This window comes from Streptomyces sp. NPDC001514, from assembly GCF_053597075.1.
Genome location: NZ_JBSFHO010000003.1, coordinates 81,520 through 96,493 on the forward strand (window position 1 = coordinate 81,520; position 14,974 = coordinate 96,493).

The 14,974-nt window shown below is 70.6% G+C and carries 12 protein-coding genes and 2 pseudogenes; 8 read left to right on the plus strand and 6 right to left on the minus strand.

Features of this window, described 5'->3' with window-relative positions:
• Positions 1-442: 442 nt before the first annotated feature.
• The 4 genes from ACWCXB_RS04935 (at position 443) to phaZ (ending at position 4,066) form a co-directional block, all read left to right on the plus strand.
• Positions 443-733 (plus strand): hypothetical protein, encoded by a 291-nt coding sequence (locus ACWCXB_RS04935; RefSeq protein WP_450719077.1) that lies wholly within the window; start codon positions 443-445, stop codon positions 731-733.
• 268 nt (positions 734-1,001) lie between these two features.
• Positions 1,002-1,454, plus strand: a complete 453-nt coding sequence (locus ACWCXB_RS04940) for an acyl-CoA dehydrogenase family protein (RefSeq protein ID WP_450719079.1) — start codon at positions 1,002-1,004, stop codon at positions 1,452-1,454.
• A 27-nt stretch (positions 1,455-1,481) separates the two neighbouring features.
• Positions 1,482-3,203: a PHA/PHB synthase family protein gene (locus ACWCXB_RS04945; protein ID WP_450719081.1), complete on the plus strand. Its 1,722-nt coding sequence runs from the start codon at positions 1,482-1,484 to the stop codon at positions 3,201-3,203.
• Positions 3,203-4,066, plus strand: coding sequence for a poly(3-hydroxyalkanoate) depolymerase (gene phaZ / locus ACWCXB_RS04950; RefSeq protein WP_450719083.1), 864 nt, complete (start codon positions 3,203-3,205; stop codon positions 4,064-4,066). Before ACWCXB_RS04945 ends, phaZ begins: the two co-directional genes overlap by 1 nt.
• Here the strand turns inward: phaZ and ACWCXB_RS04955 are convergent.
• A complete protein-coding gene (locus ACWCXB_RS04955; RefSeq protein ID WP_450719085.1) occupies positions 4,045-5,151 on the minus strand; it encodes an AraC family transcriptional regulator in 1,107 nt (368 codons plus the stop codon). The two genes, phaZ and ACWCXB_RS04955, sit on opposite strands and share 22 nt — an antisense overlap.
• 221 nt (positions 5,152-5,372) lie before the next feature.
• Between ACWCXB_RS04955 and ACWCXB_RS04960 the strand changes: the two are divergent.
• From ACWCXB_RS04960 to ACWCXB_RS04970, 3 genes and pseudogenes are all read left to right on the plus strand, one after another.
• A pseudogene (locus ACWCXB_RS04960) lies at positions 5,373-5,663 on the plus strand (transposase); the annotation flags it as partial.
• A gap of 135 nt (positions 5,664-5,798) precedes the next feature.
• A pseudogene (locus ACWCXB_RS04965) lies at positions 5,799-6,149 on the plus strand (AMP-binding enzyme); the annotation flags it as partial.
• Positions 6,146-7,759 carry an AMP-binding protein gene (locus tag ACWCXB_RS04970; RefSeq protein ID WP_450719087.1) on the plus strand — a complete coding sequence of 538 codons (1,614 nt, stop codon included), beginning with the start codon at positions 6,146-6,148 and terminating at the stop codon, positions 7,757-7,759. The pseudogene ACWCXB_RS04965 and the gene ACWCXB_RS04970, both read left to right, overlap by 4 nt.
• On the opposite strand, the gene ACWCXB_RS04975 is transcribed toward ACWCXB_RS04970, so the two are convergent.
• The 4 genes from ACWCXB_RS04975 to ACWCXB_RS04990 all read right to left on the minus strand — a co-directional run bounded on the left by ACWCXB_RS04975 (position 7,750) and on the right by ACWCXB_RS04990 (position 11,018).
• A complete protein-coding gene (locus ACWCXB_RS04975; protein ID WP_450719089.1) occupies positions 7,750-8,265 on the minus strand; it encodes a GNAT family N-acetyltransferase in 516 nt (171 codons plus the stop codon). The two genes, ACWCXB_RS04970 and ACWCXB_RS04975, sit on opposite strands and share 10 nt — an antisense overlap.
• A 14-nt stretch (positions 8,266-8,279) precedes the next feature.
• Positions 8,280-9,065 (minus strand): TIGR04222 domain-containing membrane protein, encoded by a 786-nt coding sequence (locus ACWCXB_RS04980; RefSeq protein WP_450719091.1) that lies wholly within the window; start codon positions 9,063-9,065, stop codon positions 8,280-8,282.
• Between the two features lie 64 nt (positions 9,066-9,129).
• Positions 9,130-10,116, minus strand: coding sequence for a hypothetical protein (locus ACWCXB_RS04985; protein ID WP_450719093.1), 987 nt, complete (start codon positions 10,114-10,116; stop codon positions 9,130-9,132).
• Between the two features lie 2 nt (positions 10,117-10,118).
• Positions 10,119-11,018: a hypothetical protein gene (locus ACWCXB_RS04990; protein ID WP_450719095.1), complete on the minus strand. Its 900-nt coding sequence runs from the start codon at positions 11,016-11,018 to the stop codon at positions 10,119-10,121.
• 248 nt (positions 11,019-11,266) lie between these two features.
• Between ACWCXB_RS04990 and gcl the strand changes: the two genes are divergently transcribed.
• Positions 11,267-13,054, plus strand: coding sequence for a glyoxylate carboligase (gene gcl, locus ACWCXB_RS04995; RefSeq protein ID WP_450719097.1), 1,788 nt, complete (start codon positions 11,267-11,269; stop codon positions 13,052-13,054).
• Between the two features lie 201 nt (positions 13,055-13,255).
• Here the strand turns inward: gcl and ACWCXB_RS05000 are convergent, their stop codons facing one another.
• A complete protein-coding gene (locus ACWCXB_RS05000; protein ID WP_450719099.1) occupies positions 13,256-14,884 on the minus strand; it encodes a TROVE domain-containing protein in 1,629 nt (542 codons plus the stop codon).
• Positions 14,885-14,974: the final 90 nt, after the last annotated feature.

The following is a 14,974-nucleotide window of genomic DNA, read 5'->3' on the forward strand; positions in this document are numbered from 1 at the left end:
AACGAAACGGTTTCGTACACCGGTGAGCTTAGGTCCTAGGGTCTATCAAAACGAAACCGTTTCGTACGTGTTCCAGGTCGCATCTACCCTCGAAGCTCCCGAGTCGCCGCCCAGAAGTCCGCCCGGGAAGGGGCCATCTCTCACCCCGTGGCCCGGGTTTCCGGCACTCAAACCTCGCGCTTTTGATCAGCTGACCATCCGGGGTCACGCTGCGCGGCTACAGCGGCACGGACCGCCCCGAGGCGGCACAGCGGTGCCGTTGGCCGAATCCAGTAACTGTTCGGCCTGTGCTCACATGTACCGAGCCTTCACCCCCTCCTACCTTCTGGGCAGGTGACAGGCATGCGATGCGGGCGGGGCCGGCTCACGGTGAACAGCGCCGGATCCTGCCTGCCCAAGCCCGTCTGATTGGTCAGCGTGGGCTCTTCGGTGAGGTGGGTACGTGAGGATCGGTTATGTGCCGTGGCACCGGCCGCCCGAGGTGCACGCCCGGGCCTGCATACGCGACGGCCAGGTCGAGTTGACGTACGCGGAGGCGGCCCACCGGGTCGCCGAGCAGTTCGCCGCGGCCGGCATCGGCGCCGGTGACGTGGTCGCCGTCTCGACCGGCCGGCCCAAGGGCGTACGGCTTGACCACGCGAACCTCGTCGCCATGGGCGCCTCGATCGGCGAGACGATGAAGCTCACCGGCGACGACGCACCTCGGCCCGCCGCGAGGGCGATGCATACGTGATCAACGGGCACAAGAGGTGGATCGGCACCGGCACCATCGCCGACGTTGTGGTGCTGTGGACCAGCGACGAAGCCGACCGGCAGGTCAAGGGGCTCCTGGTGGGCACGCCCGGCTATGACGCGCGGGCGATCGGGAGCAAGGGCTCGGTGCGCGCCGTACGGCCGGCCGACATCGACCTGACCGGCGTGCGGATACCGACGGAGAACCAGCTGCCCGGGGCCCGGTCGTTCACCGACACCGCGGCTGCACTGACCACCCCCCCCGGGCCGTGTGCGCCTGGGCGGCGCTCGGGCACGCGGTCGCCGGCTACGACGCCGCCCTCAGCTGTGCGGGGCGCCGGGTGCAATGCGGAAAGCCGCTGGTCAGCTTCCGGCTCGCGCAGGACCGGCCCGCACCGGCGCCTTCGTGCGCGTCTGGTCAAGATGCCGGCCAAGGTCACCGCGATACACCTGCACAGCCGTCGGCTCGCCGAACCGACCTCGCCGCAGGCGGGCGGCCGGAACCGACGCTCGCGGGCCTGGCGAAGGCACACAACACCGCAACCGCGCGGCACGTGCTCGCCGAGGCCCGCGACCTGCTGGGCGGCAACGGCATCCTGCTCGACTTCCACGTCGCCCGGCATATGGCCGATATCGAAGCCATCCACACCTTCGAAGGGACCGAGACCATCCAGAACCTGATCGTCGGCCGCCACATCACCGGCTTCTCGGCGTTCGTCTGACGCTCGACACCAAACGGAGGCGTACCCATGAAAGCCGCTCGCACGTACCCTGACCCGTCGGCCATACCGCTCGACGACGAGGCCGTCGAGGTCGCCGGTGCACTCGACCTGATGCTCACCGGCGCGGCGCTGGGCGTGCACCGCCGCTTCCTGCCCGGTGCTTCCACCGCCCGGTTCGCCGGCGCACTCGCCAGCCGCCCGCGGCGGGTGGCCAGCCGGGTGGGCGGTCTGGCCGTCGAGTACGGCAGAATCGCCTACGGCTCGTCAAGCATTGCTCCGTCCACCCGCGACCGCCGGTTCGCCGACCCGGCCTGGACGCAAAACCCCCTGTTGCGCAGGGCGGTTCAGGCCTACTTGGCGACTTCGACCCTGGTCGAGGGACTGGTGCAGGACGTGCCACTGGAGTGGCAGGACCGCGAGCGGGTCTCGTTCCTGGCGTCCAACCTTCTCGAAGCGGCGTCGCCATCGAACAATCCGCTGCTGTCCCCGGTGGCCTGGAAGGCGATGATCGACAGCGGCGGCGCCAGCGCCGTGCGGGGGCTGCGCAACCTGCTCGGCGATCTGGCCGGGGCCCCCCGCGTGCCGACCATGGTGCCGCCCGACGCCTACGAGGTCGGCAGCGACCTCGCCGTGACGCCCGGCGCGGTGGTGCTGCGTACACCGATGTTCGAGCTCATCCAGTACCAGCCGCAGACCGAGACGGTGTACTCGACACCGCTGCTGATCGTCCCACCCACGATCAACAAGTTCTACATCATGGACATCGCCCCGCAGCGCAGCCTGATCGAGTACTTCGTCGGCCAGGGTGTACAGGTGTTCCTCATGTCGTGGCGCAATCCGGACGCCCGGCACAGCAAGTGGGGCCTGGACGCGTACGCGGGGGCCGTGCTCGAGGCGCTGGACACCACCCGTACGATCACCGCGGCCGGCTCGGCACACCTGCTCGGCGCGTGCTCGGGCGGCATCCTCAGCGCCCTGGTGGCCGCGCACCTCGCCGCCGGCGGCCGCCAGGACCAACTGACCTCGCTGACCCTGATGGTCACCCTGCTCGACCAGGCCAGGGCAGGCACAGCAGGGGCGATCGTCGACGAGAACATCGCCAAGGCGGCGATAGCCACGTCTCGGGCACGCGGCTACCTGGACGGTAAGCAACTGGCCGAGGTGTTCGCCTGGCTGCGCCCGAGCGACCTGGTCTGGAACTACTGGGTCAACAACTACCTGCAGGGTCGCAGGCCCCCGGCATTCGACATCCTCTACTGGAATGCCGACACCACCAGGATGCCCTCCAAACTGCACCGCGACTTCCTCACGCTCGCCATGGCCAACGCCCTGACCCGGCCTGGCGGCGCCACCCTGCTCGGCAGCGAAATCGACCTCAGCCAGGTGCAGCTCGACTCCTACGTCGTCGCCGGCATCGCCGACCACATCTGCCCGTGGCGCAACTGCTACGCCAGCACCCAACTGCTGGGTGGCAAGAGCCGGTTCGTCCTGTCCACCAACGGGCACATCGCTTCACTGGTCAACCCGCCGGGCAACAAGAAGTCCAGCTACCAGGTCGCCGAGGACACCCCGGCCAGTGCCGACGACTGGGCGGCCGGCGCGACCACCACGGCCGGCTCGTGGTGGCCGGACTACATCCGCTGGCTCGGTGAGCGCTCCGGCGAGCGGGTGCCGGCGCCCGAGTCGCCCGGCGGCGGGCAGTTCCAGGTGCGAGGCGATGCCCCCGGCAGCTACGTCCTGGACCACTGATGGGCGGTTCCGTACATTTCGTCATGGTCGGACGGCGGCGACTGCGCGTCGCCGTCCGGCCCGGCACCGACGCTGACCGGCCGCCGTTGCTGCTGTGCAACGGGATCGGCGCCAGCCTGGATCTGCTCGACCCGTTCGTGGACGCGCTCGACCCGGCGATCGAGGTGATCCGGTTCGACCCGCCCGGGGTCGGCGGCTCGCCCGTGCCGCAGCTGCCCTACCCGTTTCCGGCACTGGCCAGGCTGGTCGGCCGACTGCTCGACACACTCGGCCACGACCGGTTCGACGTGCTCGGCATCTCCTGGGGCGGCGGCCTGGCCCAGCAGCTTGCCTTGCAGAATCCGCGCCGCTGTCGGCAGCTGGTGCTCGTGTCCACCGCCACCGGCTGGATGATGGTGCCGGCCCACCCCAGGGTGCTCGGGCACATGGCCACCCCGAGGCGGTACTGGGACGCCGACTACGTGCGGGCCATCGCCGGCCGGATCTACGGCGGCCGCCTGCGCGACCAACCGGATCTGGTGCAGAAGCTGCTGCTGGACTTCGAACGCAAGCTCTCCGCCCGCGGCTACCTCTACCAGCTCGCCTCCGGCGCCGGCTGGACCAGCACCCCGTTCCTGCCGCTGATCCGTCAGCCCACCCTCATCCTCGCAGGCGACGACGACCCGATCATCCCGCTGGTCAACGCCCGGATGATGGCCCGCCTGATCCCGCGCGCCCAGCTGCACGTCTACCCCGACGGCCACCTCGGGCTGCTCACCATGAGAGACGAACTGGCCGCCGTGGTCGCCGAGTTCCTCGGCGTCACCCCCGGGACGACCGTCGGCCGGCGGCGGCGCAGGACTCAGCGCCGGGGCGCCGGCTGACGCGACCGGAACTCGCGCGGCCCCACGCCCTTCCACCGCCGGAACGCCTGCGAGAAGCTCGACACCTCCACGTACCCCAGACGGTGCGCCACCTCCGCGACCGGCAGCCCGTCGGTGACCAGCAGCTCCTCGGCCAGCTGCTCGCGGATCTCGTCCAGCAGCCTGCGGAAGGACACCCCTTCCCGGGCCAGCCGCCGGCGCAGCGTGCGCTCGCTCATGTGCAGTGCGGCCGCCACCCGTTCGACATCGGGCGGGGCCGCCGTCCGGGTCAGCAGGTGGTCGCGTACGCGTCCGGCCAGCCCGGTGCGCGCATGCCGGCCGGCCAGCAGATGGCGGCACTGCTCCCGGGCGAGCGCGGTGGTGAACTCGTCGGACTGCGGCAGCGGCAGATCCAGGATCCCCGACGGGATGCCCACCGCGCTCTCGGCCGCGCCGAACATCGGCTCCACACCGAAGATCTCGACGTACCGCTGCGCGCCCGACGCCGGCGGCGGGAACGCGTAGCTGATGTCCCGGATATGCATCGGTGAGGCGAACAGCTCGCGCTGGATGGTCTGGATTGCCGCGCTGTCGCGCTCCATCACGAACCGCTGCAAGTCCCGTGGGATGTCCGGTGTGTCCAGCACCAGATGAAACTCGTCGCCGCGATCCCGTGCCTGGATGCTGGTGAACGCGAACGTCAGGTCCAGGTAGCGCAGGCCCGCCTCGATCGCACTGCGCCAGCTGGGGCTGCTGATCATCGCGAAACCCCAGATGCCGTACGTGGTCAGGTGATACCTGACGCCGGCTTCCAAGCCCAGACCCGGCGGATCCCCCAGCGCGCGCAGCAAGTTGGCGATCACGGTCAGCTCCTGACGAGCGCTGACAGTCGCGGAAGGATCACGCAGGACCGACTCCTGCATTCCGGTGTTCTCCAGACACACCTGCGGCGGTAAACCGTGCTCGGCGCCCAGCCGGGTGAGCAGTCGCACGCTCGCGGGCGATCGTGCGACATCCCACTGCACCATGACCACCCTCCGCATCCGTGCGAAGACGACGAACCGTGGTGGGTGAATGTAGTAACTGGCCAGTCGGCTGTCACCCATCAATCCGCGCCTTGGACTGCTGCCTGAGCAGGGTCGGGGACTGGCGCGGTGGCTTCCGCTCCGTTTCCAGCCCCCGCCGCTTCAAGTGAAGCGTGCGGTTTTCCTGCACACGGCCTTCCGACATCGTTCACCGACTGGCATGCGCCGTCGCCCCCGCAGGGACGCCGGGAGCGGCAGCGCGGAAGCGCACGTTTCCGGTGAGGTGGTAGACCCCGAACCGGGTGATCCATCCGCTACGCTGCCCAGCTCCGCAATACGGGGTTGAGATCAGCGACCACGGCAGACACCGGCCGTTCGGTCTTCGAGCGGGCGGTGGCCCCTTGACAGTCGAAGCCTGGGCACAGGTCGAGCCGATCTTCGCCGCACGCAAGGGTAGGCGTCCAAAGGACAGCCGAGGCATGCTGGGTGCCATGCTTCAGAAGGCGATCACAGGGTGCGCGTGGGACGACGTGCCGTTCCCCCGAGGGAGTCTTGCCAGCTCGTGGCAGCGCTGGCCGACCACGGGTCTCTGGGAGCAGCTCATGGACGCACTCGTCGACATGCGGGGGGAAGTCCTCCCGGAGGGAGGGGTCGTGCTCCCGCCGCTTGAAGTGCGGGGACAGGCCGATCCCCGGCTCTCCCTGTTCCTGGATCCGTCACCCGACGGCGATGCCATGTTCAAGGCGTCCGACTACACGATCTCGCCGTTCGAGCTGGAGAGCGCACTGCTGGAACACGAGGCGGTCGCGGAGGCCGCGGTCGTGCCGTCGCCCGATCCGGTGCGCCTGGCCGTCCCCAAGGCGTACGTGGTGCTCGCGGAGGGCTGGGAGCCGAACGACGACGCCGCGCGGCAGATCTTCGCGCACTCGCGCGCGGTCCTCGCACCGTACAAGCGCATCCGCAAGCTCGAGTTCGGTGAGCTGCCCAAGACCGTCTCCGGCAAGATCCGCCGCATCGAGCTGCGCGAGGCCACGGCCGCCGGCTCCACGGCCGAGTACGACGAAGGGGACCTGCGATGACGACCTCGACCGCACTCTCGTACACGCACGGCACGGGTACGGTTCCGCTGCTCGGCGACACGATCGGCCGCAATCTGGACCGGGCGGTCGAGGCCCACCCCGGGCGGGAGGCGCTCGTCGACGTCCCGTCCGGGCGGCGCTGGACGTACGCGGAATTCGGGGCGGACGTCGACGAGCTGGCGCGGGCGCTCCTCGCACGCGGGGTCGCCAAGGGCGACCGGGTCGGCATCTGGGCGGTGAACTGCCCGGAGTGGGTGCTCGTGCAGTACGCCACCGCCCGCATCGGCGCGATCATGGTGAACATCAATCCGGCGTACCGGGCGCACGAGCTGGAGTACGTCCTGAACCAGGCCGGGATCACGCTGCTGGTCGCCTCGCTTGCCCACAAGACGAGCGACTACCGGGCACTCGTCCAGCAGGTCCGCGGCAACTGTCCCGCCCTGGGGTCCGTGCACTACATCGGCGACGACAGCTGGACCGAACTCCTGGCGGCGGCCGCATTCGTGGGACCGGACGAACTCGCCGCCCGTGAGGCGCAGTTGTCCTGCGACGACCCCGTCAACATCCAGTACACCTCCGGCACCACCGGATTCCCCAAGGGTGCCACCCTCTCCCACCACAACATTCTCAACAACGGCTATTTCGTGGGGGAGCTGATCGCCTACACGGAGCAGGACCGGGTCTGCATTCCCGTCCCGTTCTACCACTGCTTCGGCATGGTCATGGGCAATCTCGCGGCCACCTCGCACGGCGCCTGCATGGTGATCCCGGCCCCGTCCTTCGAACCGGCCGCCACGCTGCGGGCCGTGCAGCAGGAGCGCTGCACCTCGCTCTACGGCGTCCCGACGATGTTCATCGCCGAGCTGAACCTCCCCGACTTCGGGACGTACGACCTGAGTTCGCTCCGCACCGGCATCATGGCGGGCTCGCCCTGCCCGGTGGAGGTGATGAAGCGGGTCGTCGCCGAGATGAACATGGCGGAGGTATCGATCTGTTACGGGATGACGGAGACCTCTCCGGTCTCCACCCAGACCCGGCGCGAGGACGACCTGGAGCGCCGCACCGGCACCGTCGGCCGGGTGCTCCCGCACGTCGAGGTCAAGGTCACCGACCCGGTCACCGGCGTGACGCTTCCGCGTGGTGAGGCGGGCGAGCTGTGCACCCGCGGCTACAGCGTGATGCTCGGCTACTGGAACGAGCCGGAGAAGACCGCCGAGGCCATCGACCAGGGCCGCTGGATGCACACGGGCGACCTCGCCGTCATCCGGGAGGACGGCTACGTCCGGATCGTCGGCCGCATCAAGGACATGATCATCCGTGGCGGCGAGAACGTGTACCCGCGCGAGATCGAGGAGTTCCTGTACGCCCATCCGAAGATCGCCGACGTCCAGGTCGTCGGCGTACCGGACGAGAAGTACGGAGAGGAGATCCTGGCCTGCGTCATCCCCCGCGACCCGGCAGATCCGCCGACGCTGGAGGACCTCACCGCGTTCTGCCGCGAACAGCTCGCGCACTACAAGGTCCCGCGGCGGCTGGAAGTCCTCGACGCCTTTCCGATGACCGTGAGCGGGAAGGTGCGGAAGGTGGAGCTGCGGGAGCGCTACGGCTGAGCCACGTCCCGGCGCATGCACACCCGTGGCCAGCGGTCCAGGCCGTGCTCCGCCTCGGCACGGCGGATCTCCCGCAACCCGTCGGTGAGTTCGTCCTCGCCGAGCGCACGGAAGCCGAGGCGCGCGTAGTACGGCGCGTTCCACGGAACGTCGGCGAACGTCGTGAGCGTGAGGGCGGTCAGGCCCTGGGCCACGGACATCGCGGCCAGATGGTCGATCAGGCCGCGGCCGAGACCGCGGCGCGCGACGGCCGGGTGGACGGACAGCTGCTCGATATGGGCGGCTCCGTCCACCGCTTCGCTGAGCAGATACGCCACGGGCCGGTCGTCCGCGTCCGCCGTCACCCAGGCGTGGCCGGCCCGCCGGTACCGCTCCAGGAGGTCGAGCGGTGGTGGCTCGTCGTCCGCGATCGCGGCCATGCCGAGGGAACGGAAGGGCTCGCCGGCGGCCCTCTCGATGTCCTGCAGGAGGGGGAGTTCGGCGTGAACGGCCGGTCGGATCTGCATACGGCGAGTATGGCTCAGGGGCCCGACCAGTCGCCGTCCAATTCGCGGGCCGCGTAGTCCCGGGAGTCGCCGTGGTCCAGGCTGCCCGCGCCGAGCAGCCCGCCGTCCCGGGCGAAGTGCGGGACGAACAGCATGAGCGCAGGCTCCCCGTACAGGGCGACGGCCAGCTGGACCTGCCCCGGCGGGCAGCCGTGCCGGGAGGCCGGCAGCGGGTGGCGTTCCCGGAGCGACGCGAGCAGGCGTCGGCCCGAGCGTGTGCGGCGCGGCACGCACCACAACCCCGCCGCCCCGAGCACCGGGAGCGCCGCGATCCCCCACTGGGCAGGGGCCCACAGCGGAGGGGGCGCCGTCGACAGCCCGGCGGCCATGGTCGCGGGCACGGCGACGAGCAGGGCGCGAGCGGTGCGCCACCGACCGCGCGTCCGCAGCAGCCCGAGGCGTGCCGGCTCGTCCTCCACGTCGTCGATCGCGCGTTGTACGAGCGCGTGGGAGGCCAGCATCCGTACACCGACCGGCCAGGGGAGCGCGCGGAGGACGGCCCGCTGGAGCGGGTCGCGGGTGCCGCCCCGGCCGGCGCCGTCCTTCTGCACCGTTCCCCGGCGGCCGGGCGCGACCGCGCCCCGCTGGTGCAGCGCGACGAGCGCGACCGTGAGGGCCGCCCGACGCCCGCCCCGCAGCAGGGCGACAGCCTGCTGCGACAGCTCGGGCAGGTCCTCCGGCGTGCGGCTGCGCAGGAGAGCCGCCGCCGCTGCCAGGAGCACCGCGGACGTTCCGGCGAACCACCATGTTTCTGCCTGCATCGCGCCCACCTCCTGCCCGCTTGGTGCCCTGCGGGAGATACGCGCGAAGCCTCGACGGCCGTGTTCAGAGCTTCATTTGAGCTTCGTACTCGCGGGCCACGGCGTGGAACGCCTCTTTCGTCTCCCACTCCTCGGGCGCATCGGGCGACGCGCCGACGACGCCGAAGCCGGCCATGTCGAGGTCGTAGCGGGGATCCGTACGGTGCGGGAAGTCCGGCGCGACGAAGGTGAAGACGAAACAGCCGTGGACGCCCTCCGCCGCGTACAGCCCGATCAGCTCGGCGAGGTACGCGGCCTGGGTGGACTCGTCGCGTACGTACCCGTCCCTGATCCGCGGGCGCCCGGCGAACCACTTCACGATCCGAAAACCGCCGGGCCCTGCCTTCTCGGCCCCCACATGGGCGCCGCAGCCGAACTCCGTGACGACCACCGGCCTCCCCGCCGCCCGCCGCACCACATCGCGCACGAGTTCCGGATAGCGCCCCTCGTTGGCGGCGAAGCGGTAGAGGTTCACCCCGACCGAGTCGTAGCCGGACCAGTCCACGTCCTCCCAGAGGGCCGCGGCGTACGTGACAGGGCCGCGAAAGGACGCCCGCGCGGTCGCCAGGGCCTCGCCCAGCATCCCGGCCAGCCTCTTCGTCACCCGCTGGTGCAGCCTTCCCCGCCGGCGCAGCAGCGGCAGCATCCGCAGCCGTACGAGCACGTGCGGGCCGGGGATGATGCCGCGGGAGATCAGCGAGTACTCGCAGCCCGCGACGAGCGTCACCCGGCCCGGACGGCCGGCCCGCAGCCGCTCGGCGGCCTCCGCGGCCCGGGCGAGGTGCGAGAGGATCTCGCGGCGCGGGGCATTGGCGCCGGGGCGGGGCAGGAACCAGACGTCGAGGCCGATGTCCAGCGCGTATGCGGCGGCCTCGCTCAGCCGGGCGATGTCGGCTCCGCGGACCTGGACCGCCGTGCAGTGCAGCTCCTCGCGGATGGCGCGCAGATCGCGGCGTACGGACTCGCGTGTCCACCCGCCGTCGGTGTCGTACGAGATGCCGCGGACGTCCACGGTCAGGCGCCGGACGACAGGAGCTCGTCCGCGGGACCGTTCACCGGCTGCGGGGTGCCCGTGAGGTCCATGACGAACAGCGGGACGCCGAGGTCGTCGGCGCGGGCCCGGGCGTCGTCCGCGTAACCCGCGAGCGAGAAGAAGACGCTCACCGACGACGAACTCAGCCCGTTCAGCCAGAGGCATTCGACGGCGCGCAGGGTGGCCGGGCGGGTGGTGGGGTCGACCTGGGCGACGAGCCCCGGTCCGCGCAGGTCGATCCCGGAGGCGGGCCGCTCCTCCGGCTGGACGACCTCCTGGAACCCGAGCCACCGCAGATACAGGGCGGCGGCCGCCACGGCGTCGCGGGCGGTGCGGATCGTGACGGGGTGGAAGGCGGGGCGGGGGACGGGGGCCGTGCGCGGCAGCGGTATGTGCGCGGGGCGTCCCGGGGTGGACGGCGATGCGGGAGACGAGCCGGGAGACGAGCCCGCAGGTGATCCCGGCGGCGATCCCGGCGGCCCGGACGGCGGAACGGACCCGGCGGACCCCGCGGACCCCACGGATCCCGACGCGGCGGAAGCTGCGGTACGGGAAGACGAGGAGGCGGAGGACGAGGAGGCGGAGGACGAGGCGGACGCCGACGACGTCGGAACCGCGGTCACCGGCCGGACCGGTACCCGCAGGACCGTGCCGCAGGGGCAGCCGAGCTCGGGCTGCGGCCACTGGTCCTGCCGCCCGCAGGCCTGGCAGCGGACGGTGACCCAGTCGTCGGTCCAGGTGCGGTGCCGGATCGGCTCCGCGGGCGCGCCGCGCAGGAGCGGAGGGGCGAGCGGCGCCCCGCACGCGCACGGGTAGACGGGCGCGGCGAATGTGTGCGTACGGCGGCAGACCGGGCAGCGGACCGGCACCTGATCTCCCATGTCTGACCCCCTTCGGCGCTGTGGACACGCCTCGTGGTCCATCGTCCACCACCCGCGACCCCTTGGGGAGGGACTTCGGCCATCCCCCGTCCGGGTGCCGGCCGCCCTCCCTTGACGTCGCAGACCACGCGCTTTAGATTGCTTCCGTATAGCAGAACTAAACTTCCGCATGTCGGAAATCAACTCGGAATCGACGCTCTCAGGTGGCGCGACAGAGCCCGATCCTCCAGGCCGAAGCAGGAGCACCCATGCCTCGTATGACCGCCGCCCGAGCGGCAGTTGAGATCCTCAAGCGCGAAGGCGTCACCCACGCATTCGGTGTGCCGGGCGCGGCGATCAACCCCTTCTACAAGGCCCTCAAGGAGGGTGGCGGCATCGACCACACCCTCGCGCGCCACGTCGAGGGCGCCTCGCACATGGCCGAGGGATACACCAGGACCAACCCCGGCAACATCGGTGTCTGCATCGGCACGTCCGGCCCCGCCGGCACCGACATGATCACCGGCCTCTACTCCGCCATCGGTGACTCGATTCCGATCCTGTGCATCACCGGCCAGGCGCCGACCAGCGTGATCCACAAAGAGGACTTCCAGGCCGTCGACATCGCCTCGATCGCCAAGCCGGTCACCAAGGCCGCCACGACCGTTCTCGAAGCCGCACAGGTCCCCGGCGTCTTCCAGCAGGCCTTCCACCTGATGCGCTCCGGGCGGCCAGGACCGGTCCTCATCGACCTGCCGATCGACGTCCAGCTGACCGAGATCGAGTTCGACCCCGACACGTACGAGCCGCTGCCGGTCTACAAGCCGTCCGCGACCCGCGCCCAGATCGAGAAGGCGATCTCCTTCCTGCTGGAGTCCGAGCGCCCGGTGATCGTCGCGGGCGGCGGCATCATCAGCGCCGACGCCTGCGACCTGCTGGTCGAGTTCGCCGAGATCACCGGCACCCCGGTCATCCCCACCCTGATGGGCTGGGGCACGCTGCCCGACGACCACGAGCTGAACGCCGGCATGGTCGGCGTCCAGACCTCGCACCGCTACGGCAACGCGAACTTCCTGGAGTCCGACTTCGTCCTCGGCATCGGCAACCGCTGGGCCAACCGCCACACCGGCTACAAGCTGGACGTGTACACCAAGGGCCGCAAGTTCGTCCACGTGGACATCGAGCCCACCCAGATCGGCAAGATCTTCGCCCCGGACTACGGCATCGCCTCGGACGCCAAGGCCGCCCTGGAGCTCTTCGTCGAGGTCGCCAAGGAGCTGAAGGCCGCAGGCAAACTGCCCGACCGCAGCGAGTGGATCGCCTCCACGCAGGAGCGCAGGGCCACCCTGCAGCGCCGCACGCACTTCGACAACGTGCCGCTGAAGCCGCAGCGCGTGTACGAGGAGATGAACAAGGCCTTCGGCCCGGAGACGCGCTACGTCACCACCATCGGCCTCTCCCAGATCGCCGGCGCGCAGATGCTGCACGTCTACAAGCCGCGCCACTGGATCAACTGCGGCCAGGCGGGCCCGCTCGGCTGGACCATTCCGGCCGCGCTCGGTGTCGCCACCGCCGACCCGGAGGCCCAGGTCGTCGCGCTCTCCGGCGACTACGACTTCCAGTTCATGATCGAGGAGCTGGCGGTCGGCGCCCAGCACCGCATCCCGTACGTCCACGTCCTCGTGAACAACTCCTACCTGGGCCTGATCCGTCAGGCGCAGATCGGCCTGGACATCAACTTCCAGGTCAACCTGGAGTTCGAGAACATCAACGCGCCGGAGCTCGGCGTCTACGGCGTCGACCACGTCAAGGTCGCCGAGGGCCTGGGCTGCAAGGCCATCCGGGTCACCGAGCCGGACCAGCTGCTGCCCGCCTTCGAGGAGGCGAAGAAGCTCGCCGCCGAGTACCGGGTGCCGGTCGTCGTCGAGGCGATCCTGGAGCGGATCACCAACATCTCGATGAGCCGCACCATGGACATCAGCGACATCTCCGAGTTCGAGGAGCTCGCCACCGAGCCGGGCCACGCGCCCACCGCGATCCGGCAGCTCAGGGTCTGACGCACGGCCTTCACGAGCTGACGCGCGACCTTCACGAGCTGACGCACGACCTTCAGAGCTGACGTACGACGTTCAAGAGCTGACGCACGACGCGAGGTCACGAGGGGCGGTCCACCGTGGGGGTGGACCGCCCCTTCGCGCCCCTGTCCCGGCCGTCGGGCCGCCCGCGGCGGCCCGCGTGAGTGTCCCGCCCGTGGCGTGCTACTCCCAGGGCCACTGCGCGTTCCGCCCCGCGTCCAGCAGCGGGATCGTGGCGAACGCCGAATCCGTCAGGCCGCCCATCGCATGCCGGTTCCCACCCCCGGTGGGCATCGCGCCCGCCTTGTAGCCGGCCATGTTCCACATGTAGACCGGCACATGCATCGGGATCAGATCGTCGATCCGGGTCTCCGGCATGCCGCCCCAGTGGCCGTGGCAGTTCGACGGCAGCCAGCCCGGACGGGTCTGCTCATCGGTCACGATGACCACCCGGTCGTGACCGTCGTAGTGCTTCTTGACCGCGGTGGGGATGTCGGTGCCGTTGATCCGGTCGAACTTCTCGATCAGCCGCAGCACACTGCCGCCCTTCGGCACGTCCACCACGTTGCTGCTCATGCCGAACTCGACCAGCGTGGGGGCGGCCGCGCGGACCGCCAGCGCCGAGCCGAACACCGCGGCCTGCTCGGCGAGCGGGATGTCCGACCGGTTCGGCGTCGAGTAGCCGTAGCCCGGGAACATCGACGGCGAGCGGTCCACGAGAATCAGCGTCCGGCCGCTCAGGGCAGGCACGTTGGACAGCGAGTGCCCGAGGGCACGCTCCAGCGCGTGGGCCCACCGCAGCGACGGCGCGTGCTTGTACGCCGACCAGAAGCGGAACGGGAAGACCCGCGAGCGGCGCACCTCCTCCGCGTCGGAGATCCGGGCCGCGACCTGGGCGGCCACCGCGTCCGATACCCCGGCCTCGTCGAAGTTCCGCAGATTCCGGATGAGCGCCATCAGTCCCATGGAGGGAATCACGGCCTCCCACGCCGCGGCGTCCATCGGCCCCTGGAGCCAGCCGGCCAGCCGCTCCCACGTGAAGCCCGCGCCCGCCAGGCCCCCGGGCGAGGTCACCAGATCCGGGTCGAGCACGTACGCACGGCGGTCGGCGACGGGGAGCGCGGACAGGGTCCGGCTCGCCCGGAGCAGCGGCAGGGTGTCCGGGATGCCGTTGTCGTTGCCGTGGCGGCGGTCCAGGGCGTGCCGGAACAGGTCGCCCTGCCAGGACTTCGCCGGGTCGGGCGAGGCGTGAACGACGTTGAGCACGTCGCCGAACCGGTAGCCCTTGGAGTCGGTGTCGTACTTCAGGAGCGACCGCTCGGTGTACAGCCGTCGCACGGCGTCGGCGATGCCCCGCTTCACCGGCTTCGGGATGTTCCGGCCGTAGCGTGAGGTCCAGTAGCCCAGCAGCTCGCCGGGCTCATCGGCACGCCGGAGGACGGATGCGACGACCTGCCGCGAGTGGCCGGGAGCCTTCCGGAGGAGCCGCTCGGCGGTGAACTCGGCCGCGCCGACGAGTGCCGCGGTGCGCATGTTGCCCTCGCTGCGCAGCCAGCCGAGCATGGCCGCGGTCCAGTCGGGGTCCTCGATCGCGAGCCGGCGGACGAGGCGCTCGAAGCGGTCGTCCCGCTCGGCGCCCTTCTCGTAGAAGGTGTCGGTGCCGACGAGGTTGCTGACCGCGAGGAGGAAAAGCTCGCTCTTCGCGTCCCGCACATGGCCGGTCGCGCCCTCGTAGGTCCGGATGGTCTGCCCGGTGGTGGTCAAGGGCGAGCTGCCGGCCGGGCGGGCGGTGCGGGTGTTGAAGCGTGCCATGGGAATGTCCCTCACTGCGGAGGGGAGGCTCAGCACCGGGCGCCCGAGATCGAGGTCGGCGACGGAGACGTAAGCGTCCTGGGCCGCTGG

Excerpts from the sequence above, each read along its gene's own strand:
- ACWCXB_RS04970 (WP_450719087.1), top strand. The coding sequence starts at position 6,146 with ATGACGACCTCGACCGCACTCTCGTACACGCACGGCACGGGTACGGTT.
- ACWCXB_RS04975 (WP_450719089.1), bottom strand. The coding sequence starts at position 8,265 with ATGCAGATCCGACCGGCCGTTCACGCCGAACTCCCCCTCCTGCAGGAC.
- ACWCXB_RS04990 (WP_450719095.1), bottom strand. The coding sequence starts at position 11,018 with ATGGGAGATCAGGTGCCGGTCCGCTGCCCGGTCTGCCGCCGTACGCAC.
- ACWCXB_RS04955 (WP_450719085.1), bottom strand. The coding sequence starts at position 5,151 with ATGGGTGACAGCCGACTGGCCAGTTACTACATTCACCCACCACGGTTC.
- ACWCXB_RS04980 (WP_450719091.1), bottom strand. The coding sequence starts at position 9,065 with ATGCAGGCAGAAACATGGTGGTTCGCCGGAACGTCCGCGGTGCTCCTG.
- ACWCXB_RS05000 (WP_450719099.1), bottom strand. The coding sequence starts at position 14,884 with ATGGCACGCTTCAACACCCGCACCGCCCGCCCGGCCGGCAGCTCGCCC.
- gcl (WP_450719097.1), top strand. The coding sequence starts at position 11,267 with ATGCCTCGTATGACCGCCGCCCGAGCGGCAGTTGAGATCCTCAAGCGC.
- phaZ (WP_450719083.1), top strand. The coding sequence starts at position 3,203 with ATGGGCGGTTCCGTACATTTCGTCATGGTCGGACGGCGGCGACTGCGC.
- ACWCXB_RS04945 (WP_450719081.1), top strand. The coding sequence starts at position 1,482 with ATGAAAGCCGCTCGCACGTACCCTGACCCGTCGGCCATACCGCTCGAC.